A 16,302-nucleotide genomic window follows, 5' to 3' on the forward strand; every position below is an offset into this window, starting at 1 on the left:
CTCCTCGGCTCCGCTGCGGCTCTGCTCGCAGTTTCCGGTGCGCGCGCCGCCGACGCCGTCGTCGTCGCCGAGCCGGAGCCCGCTGAATACGTCAAGATCTGCGACGTCTACGGCGCTGGCTACTTCTACATCCCCGGCACCGAAACCTGCCTGCGCATCGGCGGCTATGTCCGTTACGACATCGGCGGCGGCGACGTCGGCTCGTTCGATGGCGCAAGAAGCGCTGATCACATGGATGCCGGTGAGAGCAACGACACCTGGCGCAAGCGGGCCCGTCTCTCGCTGAAGACCTGGACCGGCCAGGAAACCGAGCTCGGCACCTTGAAGACCTACACCGAGACCCGCTTCAACTTCAACAATGCCAACGCCGACACGAGCCCCTACATCAACGAAGCCGGCAACTCGGGCGCTTCGCTGAACTTCGCCTGGATCCAGCTCGGTGGTCTCCGCGTCGGTAAGGACGAATCGGCTTACAACACCTTCATCGGTTATGCCGGCGAAGTTATCCAGGATACGCTGGTTCCCTACGGCGGCTTCGACACCAACGTCATCCAGTACTACTTCGATGCTGGCAACGGCTTCTCGGCCGTGGTCTCGCTCGAAGAAGGCTATGGCGCTTACACGATCGACAGCTATGTTCCGCATGTCGTCGGCGGCGTGAAGTGGACGCAGGGTTGGGGCGCTATCACCGGCGTCATCGCTTATGACAGCAACTACGAAGAAGTGTCCGGCAAGGTTCGCTTGGACGTGAAGGCGTCTGACGCTGTCACGCTGTGGATCATGGCCGGTTACGGCACCGACGACAACCTCAGCGACGGGACCTTGGCTTTCCCGGCTGGCGGTCGCGGCATGTACAAGCAGTGGGGCGGCAACTGGGCAGTGTGGGGCGGTGGCACCTACAAGTTTAACGAGAAGACCTCGTTCAACGCTCAGATCTCGTATGACGATTGGAAGAATCTCGGCGTCGCCGCGAACATCGCCTACGACATCGTCCCCGGCTTCACGGTTACGGCCGAAGTCGACTACCTCAATGCAGGCAAGTTCGACGACGCCGACTTCTCCAACTGGACCCATGCCGACAAGAAGAGCAGCGTCGGCGGTATCCTCCGCTTCCAGCGCTCGTTCTAAGGGCTGGTTCTACACAGGTGAAATCCAGCCCGGGCGCACAAACGCCCGGGCTGTTTTTGTTTCGTGACTGGGTCAAGGCAGACAGAAGGAACAGGGGGTAACGGTAGCTGAATAGGGTCCGTGGGTGATTTCGTGGGATCCGCTGATGGGCGGATGAAATCACAACTGCGTGATTCAAATCTCTTGAAAGGACGCCTCCAAGCGGGTAGGGCTGATCTATCCCACTCGGGGGTGTGGCAAATGATGACGACCGAAGCGATTCAAGAGGGTGAGCCTTCTGATCATTTTTCGATGTTTTCTTCTCAAAATGCGAATATACGATACAGTTACAACAAGATCAGAGAAGTAAAGTCGTATAGGGTTCGAGAGCTCTTTTTAGCATACCGGGACATATTATGGGATGATGGGCGGCATAAGTACAATGTCAGCTCTTTCATCGGCGAGATAGATGAGCTTCTCCTTGGGGAGCGATTCAGCGCCTTTGACCAGAGTACCCTGGACAACCTCATTGGTACCTTGCGCCAGCGCGGCAACAGCAACGCAACCATCAACCGAAAGATGGCTGCCCTTAGCAAACTGCTGCGCAAGGCATATAAGATGGGAGATATCCACAGCCTGCCCGAGTTCCGCCGCCAGAAGGAGCGGGCGGGACGGATTCGTTTCCTCGAGAGGGACGAAGAGGCACGGCTATTCGCGGCCATCAGGAGCCGCAACGAGGATGCCTACAGGCTTTCAGTTTTTTTGGTCGATACCGGGTGCCGTCTCGGTGAGGCGCTTGGGCTGATCTGGAACGACATCCAGGAACATCGCGTCAGTTTCTGGATCACCAAATCCGGTCGCAGCCGCACCATTCCGATGACCGAGCGGGTCAAGGAGGTCATCAAGCTGCCGGCTGCCGAAGGCCGACGGCCCAAAGGCCCGTTCACCAAGCTCAGTCAGGCACAGTTCCGTGCCATCTGGAACGATGCCAAAGCCGAAGTCGGCCTTGGCGCCGATGACCAGGTGGTGCCGCATATCTTGCGACACACCTGCGCCTCGCGTCTCGTCCAGGGTGGCATCGACATCCGCCGTGTGCAGATGTGGCTCGGTCACCAGACGCTGTCGATGACCATGCGTTATGCGCATCTGGCCACCAATGACCTCGATGGCTGTGTGGTTGTCCTGGAAACACCTCGCGGCGAGCAACCGGCAAGCAGTGGGGAAGGCTCCATGTTTTCGTCGCCTGTGACCACCCCTTCGTCCCCGTCCACAGGACGGAAACAGCGGGACGAATCAGCCTCGCCCTCGCCGAAAGCGCCTCGGAAAAATTCAAAAGCCAAATAGGCTGGGGAGCTGGCTTATACTGTTGTGTCAACCCCAGGACCCTGTTTGGTCTTGGGGTTTACTTTAGATGCGCTGTCGCTCGGCGCGATCAAGGAAAGCTGCGATGGCGTCCGGCAAGTCGCCGGTTTCGAGAAAAGGGGCGTGGCCCTGGCCCTCGACAGTGATTGTCTTCATCATGGAATGATGCTCTTGCATCTGCCGTAGCGTGTCTGTCGACAGCAATCTCGAATTGGCGCCGCGTATGGTGAGCAATGGGATCGCGGCCAACGCGTCGAATTGCGGCCATAGGGCAGGCAAAGGCTGCGTCAGGTCGAGACCCGCAACGGTGTCGACCAGCTTCGGGTCGAAATCTGGCAACAGGCCCTGATCCGTCTCGCGGTAGAGCGCCCGTACCATCCGCTCCCAATCCACGTCGGTGAGAGCGGAAAAGTCCTGGCCATGAACGCTGCGTTGGGCGGCCACGGCCTCGGCCAAGGTTCTGGGGTTCGGTGTCCGTTCAAGATAGGACTTGATATGGGCGAGACCGGCCGCCTCGATCACCGGCCCGATGTCGTTGAAAACAAGGGCTTTCAGGATAGCCGGCTGCATCATGCCGAGCACATGGATGATCAGCCCGCCGCGTGATGTTCCGATAAAGGCGGCCGCCTCTATTTCCAATGCCGCCAGCCCGGCAAGGATGTCGCCGGCTTCGACGCCGACATTGTAATGACCGACATCGGCATCGTAGGCGGACTGCCCACGCCCGCGATAATCGAAGGCAACGACCTTGCGCGGAGCCTCAGCTCGGGCCGAAAGATGGAGTGCAAGCTCATGAAAATCCCGGGCGTTGCGGGTCAGGCCGGGCAGGCAGACGACCGGCCAAGGACCGGCATTCGCGTCACCATAGACGCGCGCATGAAGTCTTAGCCCATCCGGTGCGCTGTAGAAAAAGTCGGAAAAACCTTCACTGCTCGACATCTGGACGCGATTCCTTCCGGCTGCCTGATTGTCTTCCGACTGCTATAGGCGAGGGAAGGTGGGGTCAAATTGAGATTGGGTTGGAGAGAGCCGCTGATCCGCAGGGGCAGAATCGACAGCTTCGGCGAAGTCGCCTCTTGAGGGGTCGGCTTCGTCAGCCGCGCCCGTTCACCAGATCTCCAACGATGTCGTATTTGCCCGAAATACGCATCTTGTAGACCTCGTAATTCTCCATCACGCGCTGCACGTAACTTCTTGTTTCCGTGTAGGGAATCCGCTCGATCCAGTCGACGACGGCGTCGATGTCCTTGCCGCGTGGGTCGCCGTATTTCGCGACCCACTGGCTGGCCCGGTTCGGACCGGCATTGTAGCCGGCGAAGGTCAGAACATAGGAGCCGTTGAAGCGGTCGAGTTGCTCGCCGAGGAAGGCTGAACCAAGCGTCGCGTTGTAACCGGCGTCGGTGGTCAGCCGTGTCTGCGAGAATTGCAAACCGGCCTTCTTCGCCAATTGCTTGGCGGTGCCGGGCATCAGCTGCAGCAGTCCGCGCGCGCCTGCGCTCGACACGGCGCCGATGTTGAATTCGCTTTCCTGGCGGGCGATTGCATAGGCCAGTGCCTTGCCCGAGCCGGAAATGTTGGCCGAATCGGGAATGACGCCGAGCGGATGCGACAGCGCGCCGACATCGATACCGCGCGCGCCGGCGATCTTGCCGACTTTCAGCGCCATGAAATGGTTGCCTTGCTTTTCCGCCAAGACGGCGAGCAGCGCCAGTTCGCCTGGGCTGGTCAACTGCCCCGCAAGGTCGCGATAGAGCGTTTCGGCATAGCGGTCGTAGCCCGCCTCCTGCAGCCGCTTGATGGCGCTGACGGCCTCACGGCCGGCAAAATTCTGCCGGTCGGCCGCATCGGGCTGCGGGTAGGCAATGTTGAGCGCCTGCCGGCCGACGCGTTCGGCGGCAAGCTGGCCGTAAAATGTCGTGCCGTAGGCAGCGGCGCGCGCAAAATAGTCCTTGGCGCTACCCGGGCCGCCGACTTCCGCCGCACGGCCGAGCCAGTAGTAGGCGCGCGACAGCGTCATCGGTCCCTGGGCGAGGTCGGCGATGCGCGCAAAATGCGTTGCCGCGGTTTTCGGATCGTTCAGGCCACGCAGCGCATACCAACCGGCATGGAACTCGGCCTCCGCCGCATTGGTGGCGCTTTCGGCGGCATGCGTGGCGACGATCTGGTAGGCCGTCTTCATGTCGCCCTGGTCGACCAGTTCGCGCGACAACACCCGGCGCTCGACCCACCAGGCGTCCGGATCGACCAAAGCTTCGCGATCCGTCGGTGCCTGCATCACGACAGCCGCGGCGTCGGCAAAATTCTCTTTTTTGCGCAGATATTCGGCCTGCGCGAAGAAGTAGCCGGCCGAACGCTGCGCCGCCGGCACGGCCTTGAGCAGTTTCGGCGCGTTCTTGTCGCCTCTGTCCGCCGCCGCCCAGGCGTCGGCAAGCTGCTGGGCACCGGCGAGGCCGGCGACGCGCTGCGCCGAATTCGCCCGATCGGCATAGAACATGCGCTCCATGCGAAAACGGTGGTCGGCGGCCGGAATCAGGCTGCCGAATTCCTTGAGCAGCGCCGCCTCGTCCTTGGCCTCCAGGATCGCGGTACGCCAGAACGGCGACAGCACCGAACGCGCCGCCTTGGCATTGCCCGACGCCACATAGGCGCGGGCGAGAACCATCACGCCTTCGAATGTCTGCGGCTGGCTGCCGTCGAACGCGGCAATGACGGTATCGGGGGCAGGGTTTTCGCGATAGAGCGCGCGCTCGCTGTTCTTGCGCAAGGCAACGGTGCCGGGCCAGGTGGGCAGCATCTTCGCGGCGGCGGCAATATCGCCGCTCGGAACCTTGTCACCGCCGTAGAGCGCRATCGCCCAGGCAAGGATATGCTGGTCGAGCGTGTGGCCGGGAAGGGCATCACGCACGGCGCGGGTGCCGGGAATGTCGCCAGCCGCCAGCGCATCCAGCCCGCTTTTCAACAGGGCGACGCTTGGCGAGGCGTCCTGTGGCGCCTCGGCCTGCAGGCCCGGCATCGGGATGGTCGAGGTGACCTGCACATCGACGCTGCCGCCGATCGCCATGCCCGGCATCAGCGCGAGCGTGGCGCCAAGCAGCGCGAAGAGGTGAGGCCGACTTGTCGGCATGGTCTTTTCGTCTTTCCTTGTCCTGGCATTCTACCAGCAGGCGCAGAGGCTTCGAAGCCTAAACTTAGGTCGTGAAGAGCCCGTAAACAAAGAGTTAGCGCGGTCGTTCGAATTGCGCTTGCTGGCACCATGGCAATGCTTGCCGCGCAACAGTGTCGAGACTATGGTGCGCGGCTTCGCTTTCGGCTAGAAGGCGCGCACGATGAAACACCGATGCATGTCGCCTAAAAGTGGGTACCGGTTTTAGGACATCGACATGCATGAACAAAGAAGTGCCAAGGAGTTGGACGACATGCTGAGAGGCTCGCTTACTGCGCTCGTGACACCGTTCGAAAAGAGCGGGCGTTTCGACGAGAAAGCCTTTCGCGCGTTCGTCGACTGGCAGATCGCCGAGGGCACGACGGGCCTGGTCCCCGTCGGCACCACTGGCGAGTCGCCGACGCTGTCGCATGACGAGCACCGCCATGTCGTCAAGGTCTGCATCGAGGTGGCCAGGGGCCGTGCCCCGGTCGTCGCCGGCGCCGGCTCCAACAACACCGAGGAGGCGGTCGGGCTGGTGCAATATGCCGAGAAGGCCGGCGCCGACGCCGCACTCGTTGTCACGCCCTATTACAACAAGCCGACGCAACGCGGCCTCTACGCGCATTTCGCCGCCGTCGCCAGGGCAACCAGCCTGCCGATCATCATCTACAACATCCCGCCGCGCTCGGTCATCGACATGAGCCCGGAGACGATGGGCCAGCTGGTGCACGACTTCAAGAACATCATCGGCGTCAAGGATGCCACCGGCAAGGTCGAGCGGGTTTCCGAGCAGCGCGCTACGTGCGGCAAGGATTTCATCCAGCTTTCGGGCGAGGACGCTTCGGCGCTCGGCTTCAACGCGCATGGCGGCGTCGGCTGTATTTCGGTGACGTCGAATGTCGCGCCGCGGCTCTGCGCCGAATTCCAGGAAGCAACGCTTTCCGGCGACAGCGCCAAGGCGCTGGACTTGCAGGACCGCCTGCTGCCGCTGCACAAGGCGATCTTCCTCGAGCCCGGCGTTTCCGGCGCAAAATATGCGCTGTCGAAGCTGGGCAAGGTCGAGAACGTGCTGCGTTCGCCGCTGATGACGGTCGAACAATCGACCGCCGACAGGATCGATGCGGCGATGAAGCACGCCGGCTTGATAAACTAGGGATGAGGCGCCACCTCTCCACATCATGAATCAAGTCAGAAAAGCCGATCCCAACAACAAGACCGTTGCGGAAAACCGCAAGGCGCGGTTTTCCTACGAGGTGCTCGACACGATCGAGACCGGCCTGGTGCTGACCGGCACCGAGGTCAAGTCGCTGCGCCAGGGCCAGGCCAACATCCAGGACAGCTATGCCTCGGTCGAAGGCGGCGAGATCTGGCTGATCAATTCATACCTGCCGGAGTATCTCCAGGCCAACCGCTTCAACCACGAGCCGCGCCGCCGCCGCAAACTCCTGCTCAACAAGCGCGAGATGGCCAAGCTGGCACAGAGCGTCGACCGCGAAGGCATGACGCTGGTGCCGCTGAAGATCTATTTCAACGATCAGGGCCGTGCCAAGCTGTTGCTCGCCGTTGGCCGCGGCAAGAAACTGCACGACAAGCGAGAAACCGAGAAGCAGCGCGACTGGTCGCGCGAGAAGGGCAGGCTCTTAAAAGAGCGGGGGTAGGCTGGGAGGCATTCGTTTGAAAAACCGGATCCTCCTTTTGGGTTTGGCCAGCCTGGTCCTGGTGTGTTTCATCGCTGCGGGCGGCTATCTTTATTTCAGGGCGTTCTCGCCGGACCGCGGCAAATATCCGGTGCGAGGCATCGACGTCTCCCATCACCAGGGCCAGATCGACTGGCGCCGCGTTGCGGCCGACGACGTCGCCTTCGCCGTCATCAAGGCGACCGAAGGTGGTGATCATGTCGACGATGCCTTTTCCACCAATCTGCGTGAGGCCCGCGCGGCCGGACTTGCTGTCGGCGCCTATCATTTCTTCACCTTCTGCCGGCCTGGCGCCGACCAGGCGAAGAATTTCATCTCGGTGGTGCCGCACGACCAGCCCTTGCTGCCGCCGGTCGTCGACATCGAGTTCGGCGGCAATTGCCCGCAGCGGCCAACACCCGAGCAACTGAACGCAGAACTTGCCGCGTTCCTCGCTCCAGTCGAGGCCGCGTTCGGCAAGCCGGCGATTGTCTATCTGACCGACGAGGCTGAGCAGGCCTATGCCGGGCGCATCCCCGCCCGGCCGCTCTGGCTTCGCTCGTTGCTGCTGCAGCCGGATCGCGGCGACTGGATCTACTGGCAGTACCACAACAAGGGACGCGTCGACGGCATCAACGGCGATGTCGACCTGAATGTGCTGCAGGGTGGTCCGGCCGTGTTGGCCGCGCCATCATCGGGATCGATCGTTCCGCAAGCCAAGTGATCTCCCAAGCCAAGTGATTTCCCAAGCCAAGTGATCCCCTGACGCCATTCCGGGACCTCGCTCGTCGTCTCAAGCCGCAGCCTGGGAAGCCTCCGGCGCCAGCGTGACATTGGCATCGCCCCAGACTTTGAGCGCGGTGATCACCGGTTCCAGGCTTCTGCCGCGCGGCGTCAGGCTGTACTCCACTTTCGGCGGCACTTCAGGATAGATCTTGCGCGCAATCAGCCCATCGGCTTCCAGTTCGCGGAGCTGGTTGGTCAGCATGCGCTGTGTGCAGTTCGGAATGCGCCGGCGGATCTCGTTGAAGCGCATCGTGCCCTCGAACAGATGATAGAGCACGACGCCTTTCCACTTTCCGTCGATGTAGCGGAGTGTTCCCTCCACCGTGCAGCCGGGGCTGCAATCGAATCGCTCATGGCGAATGCGCGGCATGACGGTATCCTTTTCGACACTATGTGCTTTATATGTGCATTCTTGCGCTTCCGGCACATAATCCGCATCTCTGCTCCGAACAACACTCAAGAGCAATCGCGGAGACCAAAATGCGCGCCGTCGGCTATCAAATCCCAGCCCCCATCAGCGATGAGACCTCCCTGGTCGATATCGATTTGCCCAGGCCCGAGCCGAAAGGTCGTGACCTGCTGGTCGAGGTGAAGGCAATCTCGGTCAACCCGGTCGACACCAAGGTGCGGCAAAGCGCCAGACCCGAGGCCGGAGCATGGCGTGTGCTCGGCTGGGACGCTGCCGGCCGGGTCGTTGCGGCCGGTCGGGACGCCAGCCTGTTCAAGGCGGGCGACGATGTCTTCTATTCCGGCGCCCTGGCGCCACAAGGCACCAATGCCGAATTCCATATTGTCGATGAGCGCCTTGTCGGCCGCAAACCCGGCTCGCTCGGCTACGCGCAGGCGGCGGCGCTGCCCTTGACGGCGGTCACCGCCTGGGAGGCTCTGTTCGACCGCCTCGATGTCAGGAAACCTGTCGCTGGCGCGGCTAAGGCCATTCTGATCATTGGCGGCGCCGGCGGCGTTGGCTCGATCGCGGTGCAGCTGGCGCGCCAACTGACCGATCTGACGGTGATCGCCACCGCATCGCGGCCCGAGACGCGGGACTGGGCGCTTGGGCTCGGCGCTCATCACGTCGTCGATCACTCCAGGCCGCTCGCCGCCGAAGTCGCAGCCCTTGGTCTCGGCGCACCTGCCTTCGTGTTCTCGACGACCAACACCGACCGGCACCTGGCCGAGATCGCCGAACTGATCGCGCCGCAAGGCCGTTTCGGGCTGATCGACGATCCCAAATCGCTCGACATCAATTCGTTCAAGCGCAAGAGCGTCTCTGTGCATTGGGAGTTCATGTTCACCCGCTCGATGTTCGAGACGCAGGACATGGCCGCTCAGGGCGAGCACCTCAACGAATTGGCCCGGCTTGTCGACGCCGGGACCATCCGCACGACGCTGGGCGAGACCTTCGGTCCTATCAATGCCGCCAATCTGAAGCGCGCCCACGCGCTGATCGAGACCGGCAAGGCCAAGGGCAAGATCGTGCTGGAGGGGTTCTGAAGGGCGGCGCTATTTCTGCAGGAAGGCCGCGATCTCGCTGAAGACGCTGACGAACATCGCCTCGGTCAGCACACCTGTGTTGGTGTTGTAGCGCGAGCAATGATAGCTCGAAAACAGCGTGATGCCCCCGGCCGGCAGCTGCCCGCCATGCCTGAACGGATAGGCGACGACGCGCCCACCCAGCGCGCGCACCGTCGACTGGTGCGCGATCGACCCCAGCGCCAGCACGGCGCGCAGGTTGGGAAACCGGGCGATCGTCGGCACCAGGAACGTCCGGCACGTGGCAATCTCGGCGCCCACCGGCTTGTTCTCCGGCGGCACGCAGCGCACCGCATTGGTGATCGCCGTGCCGACCAGCTCCAGTCCGTCATCCGGCCGCGCCTTGAACTCACCGCGCGCAAAACCGTGCGAAATCAACGTCGAGTACAGCAGGTCACCGGCATAGTCGCCGGTGAAGGGCCGTCCGGTGCGGTTGGCGCCGCGCAGGCCGGGCGCCAGCCCGACGATCAGAAGCCGGACGGCGTCGTCGCCATCGGGTGGCAAAAAAGTCGGCACCGGCGCGTTGAACCAGGATGGCTCACGTTGCCGCCATTCGCCGATGAAATCATGCAGCCGCGGACAGAGCAGGCAGTCGCGGCCGGGTTCGGAGATGGAAAGGGCGGTCAACGCGACCGGCCTCAGTAGTCGTCCTCGTCGACTTCGGCCGGCTCGGGCCGGCGCATCGGCCGCTCGGACGGATCGCGACCGACCTCGTTCTTCAACGTTGTCAGGTCAATGAAATGGTCGGCCTGGCGGCGCAGGTCGTCGCTAATCATCGGCGGCTGAGAGGCCATGGTCGAGACGATCGACACCTTGCGGCCACGCCGCTGCAGCGCCTCGACCAGCGTGCGGAAATCGCCGTCGCCGGAAAAGATGACGTAATGGTCGACGACATCGGCGAGTTCCAGCGCATCGACCGTGAGTTCGATGTCCATATTGCCCTTGATCTTGCGGCGGCCGGTCGAGTCGGTGAATTCCTTGGCCGGCTTGGTGACCACCTTGAAGCCGTTGTAATCGAGCCAGTCGATCAGCGGACGGATCGAGGAGTATTCCTGATCCTCGACCAGCGCGGTGTAGTAGTAAGCGCGCAGCAGATAGCCGCGCTTCTGGAAGCTCGACAGGAGCTTGCGGTAGTCGATGTCGAAGCCGAGCGCGCGCGACGTCGCGTAGAGATTGGCGCCGTCGATGAATAGGGCGATTTTTTCACGAGGGTCGAACATGGAAAATAGTCCTTTTCGAAATAATCGGCCGTCTAACGAAATGCGATAGCGACTATCGGTCAGGCTCATAATAAACCGGCTGACCTTCGCGCTATCCGAGATAACGCCAGTTTCACGGCAATCCAAGGGCGTGTTGGCGCACTGCAAGCAATTGTGATCGGGCGCCGAACCGATGGATGCAGCCTGATTTGGCCGATCGGGTGTTTAAATGAAGGGATTGGCGGCCCTGCGACCCCGCCATTGCCATGATGCTTGTGTTTTGGCGGCGTTCGGGTTAAGGACCGCGCCTGATTTCCATCAAATCCATCGCATGAAAGGGGCAGTCCATGGCCCGCGTAACCGTTGAAGATTGCATCGACAAGGTCGACAACCGCTTCGAGCTGGTGCTCCTTGCCGGCCACCGTGCCCGCCAGATCAGCCAGGGCGCGCCGATCACCGTGCCGCGTGACAACGACAAGAACCCGGTCGTGGCGCTGCGCGAGATCGCCGACGAGACATTGTCGCCCGACGACCTCAAGGAAGACCTGATCCACTCGCTGCAGAAGCATGTCGAGGTCGACGAGCCCGAAGCCGATGGCGAGGCGATTGCCGACCAGACCGGCGCCGCAGTCGCGGCCACCGATGCCGACGACGCCGAGGAGAACATCACCTTCGACCGGATGACCGAGGAAGATCTCCTGGCCGGCATCGAGGGCCTGGTGCCCCCGGAAAAGAGCGACGACTACTAAGCGAGCCTCCGTTCTGGAGGTCGCTGGAACAATCTTCCGCACTTCCGTATCGGCAGTTTCGTGGCTATCTATGACATGCGCCGTACAGCAGTGCGGCGCATGATTCATTTCACCGCTGCGAGATCCCGCCCATGATGCGTCAGTATGAGCTTGTCGAGCGCGTCCAGCGCTACAAGCCTGACGTCAACGAGGCGTTGCTCAACAAGGCCTATGTCTATGCCATGCAGAAGCATGGCCACCAGAAGCGCGCTTCCGGCGATCCTTATTTCTCGCATCCGCTCGAAGTCGCCGCCATCCTCACCGAAATGCACATGGACGAGGCGACGATCGCGGTCGCCCTGCTGCACGACACCATCGAGGACACCACGGCGACCCGGGCCGAAATCGATGAGCTGTTCGGGCCCGAAATGGGCAAGCTGGTCGAGGGACTGACCAAGCTCAAGAAGCTCGACCTCGTGTCGAAGAAGGCCGAGCAGGCGGAAAACCTGCGTAAGCTTCTGCTGGCGATTTCGGAGGATGTCCGCGTCCTTCTGGTCAAGCTCGCCGACCGTTTGCACAACATGCGCACCCTCGACCATATGCCGGAGGCCAAGCGCCTGCGCATCGCCGAGGAGACGATGGACATCTATGCGCCGCTGGCCGGGCGCATGGGCATGCAAGGCATGCGCGAGGAGCTGGAGGAGATCGCCTTCCGCTACATCAATCCGGAAGCCTATCGCGCGGTCACTGCCCGGCTCGCCGAGATATTCGAGCGCAACAAGGATGTGCTGTCCGAGATCGAGAAGGCGCTGTCCGCGCTGTTCGAAAAGCATGCGATCAAGGCCAGCGTGAAAAGCCGTCAGAAGAAGCCGTGGTCGGTGTTCCGCAAGATGGAGGCCAAGGCGCTGTCCTTCGAGCAGCTGTCCGACATCTTCGGCTTCCGAGTCGTCGTCGATACGGTGGAGGATTGTTATCGCGCGCTCGGAGCCATCCACACCGCCTGGTCGATGGTGCCCGGCCGCTTCAAGGATTACATCTCGACGCCGAAGCAGAACGACTACAGGTCGATCCACACCACCATCGTCGGGCCGTCGCGCCAGCGCGTCGAGCTGCAGATCCGGACCCGCGAGATGAACAAGATCGCTGAATACGGCGTCGCAGCGCATTCGATCTACAAGGACACTGGCGGCAAGACCAACGGCGCCGCCCATGCGATCTCGAAGGAGACCAACGCCTATGCCTGGCTGCGGCGCACCATCGAGCAGCTTGCCGAGGGTGACAATCCGGAAGATTTTCTCGAAAACACCAAATTGGAACTGTTCCAGGACCAGGTGTTCTGCTTCACGCCGAAAGGCATGCTGATTGCACTGCCGCGAGGTGCTACGCCCATCGATTTCGCCTATGCCGTGCACACCGATGTCGGCGACACCTGCGTCGGCGCCAAGGTCAACGGCCGCATCATGYCGCTGATGACGGAACTGAAGAACGGCGACGAGGTCGAGATCATCCGCTCCAAGGCGCAGGTGCCGCCGGCGGCCTGGGAATCGGTCGTCGTCACCGGCAAGGCGCGCTCGGCCATCCGCCGCGCCACCAAGAATGCCATCCGCAAGCAGTATTCGGGTCTCGGCATTCGCATCCTGGAACGCGCCTTCGAGCGCGCCGGCAAGACCTTCACCAAGGAGAGCCTGAAGCAGGTGCTGCACCGGCTGGCGCGCAAGGATATCGAGGACGTGCTGGCCTCGGTCGGCCGTGGCGAGCTCGCCTCCACCGATGTCATGAAGGCGGTATTCCCCGACTACAAGGACGAGCGTGTCACCACCGCCGCGCCCAAGCAGCGCGAGGAGGGCTGGTCGAAAATCCGCAACGCCGCCGGCATGCTGTTCCAGATTCCGGGCCGCGCGGCGCGCAAGGACAAGGACCAGCCGCGCGATGGCGCCGTGCCGATCCGCGGTGTGCGTGGCGACCTGCCGGTGCGCTTTGCGCCGGAAGGGGCGGTGCCTGGCGACCGCATCGTCGGCATCGTCCAGCCCGGCACCGGCATCACCATCTATCCGATCCAGTCGCCGGCGCTGCAGGCCTTCGACGACCAGCCCGAGCGCTGGATCGACGTGCGCTGGGACATTGACGAGCGCACCAAGGAACGGTTTCCGGCGCGCGTCTCGGTCACCGCCATCAACGCGCCGGGTTCGCTCGCCGATATCGCCCAGGTCGTTGCGTCGAACGACGCCAACATCCACACGCTGTCGATGGTGCGCACTGCGCCCGATTTCACGGAAATGTTGATCGATCTCGAAGTTTGGGATCTGAAGCACCTCAACCGGCTGCTGTCGCAGCTCAAGGACAATTCGAGCGTCAGCGACGCAAGGCGCGTCAACGGCTAGACCATGATCCCGAAAAGTGGCGACCGGTTTTCGGACAAGATCGTGGTCAATCAAGATGAGGCAGAAATGAACACCGATGAAGTGCTGGGGATTTTCCGCGAAGCGGGTGCTGTTCTCGAAGGGCATTTCATTTTGACCTCGGGCCTGAGAAGCCCGGTCTTCCTGCAGAAGGCACGCGTGTTCATGCATGCCGACAAGACCGAGCGGCTGTGCAAGGCGCTGGCCGAAAAGATCCGCGCTGGCGTGCCGGGCAAGATCGACTACGTCGTCGGTCCGGCGATCGGCGGGTTGATCCCTGCCTACGAGACCTCGCGTCATCTCGGCGTGCCGGCGATCTGGGTCGAGCGGGAAGGAGGCGAGTTTCGCCTGCGCCGCTTCGAGATCGCCAGCGGTGCGCGCGTCGTCATCGTCGAGGATATCGTCACCACCGGCCTGTCGATCCGCGAAACCATCGAGTGCCTGCGCGAGCTTGGCGCCGAGGTGGTTGCCGCCGCCTGCATCATCGACCGTTCGGCCGGCAAGACCCATGTCGGCGTGCCGTTGATCGCGCTCGCCGAATATGAGGTTCCGGCTTATCCGGCCGACCGGCTGCCGCCGGAGCTGGCCGCCATACCGGCGGTCAAGCCCGGCAGCCGCAATATTTGACCCATGCGTGTCGCCCAAAAGTGTGCAGCGGTTTTGGGTTAACGACATGCATGAAAACAAATTGGCGATGATCGCAGGCATCGATCATTTCGTGCTGACGGTCGCTTCGCTGGACGTGACCTGCGCCTTTTATCAGCGCGTGCTGGGTTTTGAACGCATCGATGCGCCCGGCCGGCCGACAGCGCTGGCTTTCGGCACCCAGAAGATCAATGTGCACGAGGTGGGCCGCACCTTCGAGCCGAAAGCGAAGGCGCCGACGCCCGGCTCGGGCGACTTCTGTCTGATCACCGACCGGCCGCTGGGCGAAGTCAGCACCCGTCTCGCGGCCAATGGCGTGGTGGTGGAACTCGGACCGGTCGAACGCGTCGGGGCTCGTGGTCCGATGATGTCGGTCTATTTCCGCGACCCGGACGGCAATCTGGTCGAGGTCAGCGAATATTTGCGGTAGCCGCCGCGCCTTTCGGCCATGCGACAAATGCCGGTTCCTTAAATTCGCCGCGATTGTCCAATGTTCGATGCGAGGAATGCCATCCCGCAAGGGCGGCAACAAGCGCACGCCAAGCAGGCGGCGTTGGTTGTTCTCCTGCCAGCGCGTCGCTATATCAACGTGGCGATTGCCATCGGGGGATCGTCAAGCGCAAGATAGTGCTGTTGCGCCCGGCTGAAAGTGCCGGCGCGGGAGCTGTGAAACGGGTACAGAGTGCTTTTTCGACGCCGCAAGCCTGATGGCCTTCTCGAGCGGGTGCGTACCTATTTGTGGCCGCGCCGCTCGTTTTCGCGCTCGCTTCAGTATTTCTCCAAGCGCATCCTGCGGCTGAAGGCCACACCGCACGCCGTGGCGGCCGGTGTCGCCGCCGGCGTCTTCGCCTCGTTTTTTCCCGTGGGCTTTCATTTCGCTATTGCCGCCATCCTGTGCTGGGTGATCGCCGGCAATCTGGTGGCGGCGGCCCTTGCAGCGGTTTTCTTCGGCAACCCGCTGACCTTTCCGCTGCTGTGGGGCGCCTCCTGGGAAACCGGCAAGCTGATCCTGCATGACCGCCTGCCTGCGCATGGCCCACCGGCGCATCTGGGCGAGATGCTGCACAAGCTTTCCTTCGCGCAATTGTGGAAGCCCGTGCTCGAGCCGATGCTGATCGGCGCGATCCCGCTCGGGCTGGTGTTCGGCCTCTTGTTCTATGGCGTCACGCGCTGGGGCATGAACGCTTTCCGCGAGCAGCGACGCAAGCGCCTCGCCGAGCGCGCAAGCCGGCATGGGCAATCGTCTCATCCCGGCGGAAGCATTGGTTCCGCCGCACGATGATCATCGGCATCGGCAGTGACCTGATCGATATCAGACGCATCGAAAAGTCGCTTGAGCGTCACGGCCAGCGCTTCATCCAGCGAATCTACACCGATSTCGAGCAGGCCCGCTCCGAGAACCGCCGCGCGCGTGCTGCGTCCTACGCCAAGCGCTTCGCCGCCAAGGAAGCCTGCGCCAAGGCGCTGGGCACGGGTCTGGCGCAGGGTGTGTTCTGGCGCGACATGGGTGTCGTCAAYCTGCCCAGCGGCGCGCCGACCATGGCGCTGACGGGAGGGGCACAGGCGCGGCTGGACAAAATCCTGCCTAAGGGCCATCGGGCGGCAATCCACCTCACCATCACCGATGATTTCCCGCTCGCTCAAGCCTTTGTGATCATCGAGGCGTTGCCCGTCGAAGAAGCGCCACATTGATTGCATCTGACGACCGGCACGACGTTGCCC

17 protein-coding genes are annotated in these 16,302 nt (G+C 62.5%); 12 read left to right on the forward strand and 5 right to left on the reverse strand.

Annotated features, from left to right (window positions below):
* On the forward strand, positions 1 to 1,128 hold a 1,128-nt coding region (locus tag AC1DZP_RS23540; protein WP_477305715.1), incomplete at its 5' end, for a porin.
* A 240-nt stretch (positions 1,129 to 1,368) separates the two neighbouring features.
* Entirely contained in the window at positions 1,369 to 2,451 is a 1,083-nt protein-coding gene (locus tag AC1DZP_RS23545) for a tyrosine-type recombinase/integrase (protein WP_477305717.1), read from the forward strand.
* A 63-nt stretch (positions 2,452 to 2,514) separates the two neighbouring features.
* On the opposite strand, the gene AC1DZP_RS23550 is transcribed toward AC1DZP_RS23545, so the two are convergent.
* Together AC1DZP_RS23550 and AC1DZP_RS23555 are read right to left on the reverse strand one after the other, a co-directional pair.
* Positions 2,515 to 3,408 (reverse strand): alpha/beta fold hydrolase, encoded by an 894-nt coding sequence (locus AC1DZP_RS23550; RefSeq protein ID WP_477305719.1) that lies wholly within the window; start codon positions 3,406 to 3,408, stop codon positions 2,515 to 2,517.
* A gap of 154 nt (positions 3,409 to 3,562) precedes the next feature.
* Positions 3,563 to 5,593 carry a lytic transglycosylase domain-containing protein gene (locus AC1DZP_RS23555; protein WP_477305721.1) on the reverse strand — a complete coding sequence of 677 codons (2,031 nt, stop codon included), beginning with the start codon at positions 5,591 to 5,593 and terminating at the stop codon, positions 3,563 to 3,565.
* Between the two features lie 292 nt (positions 5,594 to 5,885).
* On the opposite strand from AC1DZP_RS23555, the gene dapA reads away from it, so the two are divergent.
* From dapA to AC1DZP_RS23570, 3 genes are read left to right on the forward strand one after another with little or no spacing between them, the layout of a single operon-like run.
* Positions 5,886 to 6,767, forward strand: coding sequence for a 4-hydroxy-tetrahydrodipicolinate synthase (gene dapA / locus AC1DZP_RS23560; protein ID WP_095086797.1), 882 nt, complete (start codon positions 5,886 to 5,888; stop codon positions 6,765 to 6,767).
* A gap of 25 nt (positions 6,768 to 6,792) precedes the next feature.
* Entirely contained in the window at positions 6,793 to 7,272 is a 480-nt protein-coding gene (gene smpB / locus AC1DZP_RS23565) for an SsrA-binding protein SmpB (protein WP_013896388.1), read from the forward strand.
* Between the two features lie 16 nt (positions 7,273 to 7,288).
* Positions 7,289 to 8,014: a glycoside hydrolase family 25 protein gene (locus tag AC1DZP_RS23570; protein WP_477305723.1), complete on the forward strand. Its 726-nt coding sequence runs from the start codon at positions 7,289 to 7,291 to the stop codon at positions 8,012 to 8,014.
* A gap of 69 nt (positions 8,015 to 8,083) precedes the next feature.
* On the opposite strand, the gene AC1DZP_RS23575 is transcribed toward AC1DZP_RS23570, so the two are convergent.
* The gene (locus AC1DZP_RS23575; RefSeq protein WP_167392168.1) at positions 8,084 to 8,446 is read right to left on the reverse strand and encodes a winged helix-turn-helix transcriptional regulator; all 363 of its coding nucleotides are present in this window, start codon (positions 8,444 to 8,446) and stop codon (positions 8,084 to 8,086) included.
* A gap of 110 nt (positions 8,447 to 8,556) precedes the next feature.
* On the opposite strand from AC1DZP_RS23575, the gene AC1DZP_RS23580 reads away from it, so the two are divergent.
* A complete protein-coding gene (locus AC1DZP_RS23580) occupies positions 8,557 to 9,570 on the forward strand; it encodes a zinc-binding alcohol dehydrogenase family protein (RefSeq protein ID WP_477226239.1) in 1,014 nt (337 codons plus the stop codon).
* 9 nt (positions 9,571 to 9,579) lie between these two features.
* On the opposite strand, the gene AC1DZP_RS23585 is transcribed toward AC1DZP_RS23580, so the two are convergent.
* Complete coding sequence (locus AC1DZP_RS23585; RefSeq protein WP_477305725.1) at positions 9,580 to 10,236, reverse strand: uracil-DNA glycosylase; 657 nt, start codon at positions 10,234 to 10,236, stop codon at positions 9,580 to 9,582.
* 11 nt (positions 10,237 to 10,247) lie between these two features.
* Positions 10,248 to 10,829, reverse strand: coding sequence for a LabA-like NYN domain-containing protein (locus AC1DZP_RS23590; protein ID WP_095086599.1), 582 nt, complete (start codon positions 10,827 to 10,829; stop codon positions 10,248 to 10,250).
* Between the two features lie 326 nt (positions 10,830 to 11,155).
* Here AC1DZP_RS23590 and rpoZ point away from each other — a divergent pair, with 326 nt between their 5' ends.
* From rpoZ to acpS, 6 genes are all read left to right on the forward strand, one after another.
* A complete protein-coding gene (rpoZ, locus tag AC1DZP_RS23595; RefSeq protein WP_095086596.1) occupies positions 11,156 to 11,557 on the forward strand; it encodes a DNA-directed RNA polymerase subunit omega in 402 nt (133 codons plus the stop codon).
* Positions 11,558 to 11,688: 131 nt separating this feature from the next.
* Positions 11,689 to 13,917: a RelA/SpoT family protein gene (locus AC1DZP_RS23600; protein WP_477305727.1), complete on the forward strand. Its 2,229-nt coding sequence runs from the start codon at positions 11,689 to 11,691 to the stop codon at positions 13,915 to 13,917.
* A gap of 66 nt (positions 13,918 to 13,983) precedes the next feature.
* Positions 13,984 to 14,562, forward strand: a complete 579-nt coding sequence (pyrE, locus tag AC1DZP_RS23605; RefSeq protein WP_095086590.1) for an orotate phosphoribosyltransferase — start codon at positions 13,984 to 13,986, stop codon at positions 14,560 to 14,562.
* A 46-nt stretch (positions 14,563 to 14,608) separates the two neighbouring features.
* Complete coding sequence (locus AC1DZP_RS23610) at positions 14,609 to 15,010, forward strand: VOC family protein (RefSeq protein ID WP_477305729.1); 402 nt, start codon at positions 14,609 to 14,611, stop codon at positions 15,008 to 15,010.
* A gap of 252 nt (positions 15,011 to 15,262) precedes the next feature.
* On the forward strand, positions 15,263 to 15,862 hold the full coding sequence (locus AC1DZP_RS23615; RefSeq protein ID WP_095086584.1) for a DUF2062 domain-containing protein: 600 nt from the start codon (positions 15,263 to 15,265) through the stop codon (positions 15,860 to 15,862).
* Complete coding sequence (acpS, locus tag AC1DZP_RS23620) at positions 15,859 to 16,272, forward strand: holo-ACP synthase (protein ID WP_477305731.1); 414 nt, start codon at positions 15,859 to 15,861, stop codon at positions 16,270 to 16,272. The genes AC1DZP_RS23615 and acpS overlap by 4 nt, the downstream gene beginning before the upstream one ends.
* Positions 16,273 to 16,302: the final 30 nt, after the last annotated feature.

This window comes from Mesorhizobium sp. P2_F8 (assembly GCF_056403655.1).

What these genes read in the sequence shown, in the direction of transcription:
- AC1DZP_RS23590 (WP_095086599.1), bottom strand. Translation starts at nt 10,829, where the DNA reads ATGTTCGACCCTCGTGAAAAAATCGCCCTATTCATCGACGGCGCCAAT.
- smpB (WP_013896388.1), top strand. Translation starts at nt 6,793, where the DNA reads ATGAATCAAGTCAGAAAAGCCGATCCCAACAACAAGACCGTTGCGGAA.
- AC1DZP_RS23610 (WP_477305729.1), top strand. Translation starts at nt 14,609, where the DNA reads ATGCATGAAAACAAATTGGCGATGATCGCAGGCATCGATCATTTCGTG.
- AC1DZP_RS23575 (WP_167392168.1), bottom strand. Translation starts at nt 8,446, where the DNA reads ATGCCGCGCATTCGCCATGAGCGATTCGATTGCAGCCCCGGCTGCACG.
- pyrE (WP_095086590.1), top strand. Translation starts at nt 13,984, where the DNA reads ATGAACACCGATGAAGTGCTGGGGATTTTCCGCGAAGCGGGTGCTGTT.
- dapA (WP_095086797.1), top strand. Translation starts at nt 5,886, where the DNA reads ATGCTGAGAGGCTCGCTTACTGCGCTCGTGACACCGTTCGAAAAGAGC.
- AC1DZP_RS23545 (WP_477305717.1), top strand. Translation starts at nt 1,369, where the DNA reads ATGATGACGACCGAAGCGATTCAAGAGGGTGAGCCTTCTGATCATTTT.
- AC1DZP_RS23550 (WP_477305719.1), bottom strand. Translation starts at nt 3,408, where the DNA reads ATGTCGAGCAGTGAAGGTTTTTCCGACTTTTTCTACAGCGCACCGGAT.
- rpoZ (WP_095086596.1), top strand. Translation starts at nt 11,156, where the DNA reads ATGGCCCGCGTAACCGTTGAAGATTGCATCGACAAGGTCGACAACCGC.
- AC1DZP_RS23580 (WP_477226239.1), top strand. Translation starts at nt 8,557, where the DNA reads ATGCGCGCCGTCGGCTATCAAATCCCAGCCCCCATCAGCGATGAGACC.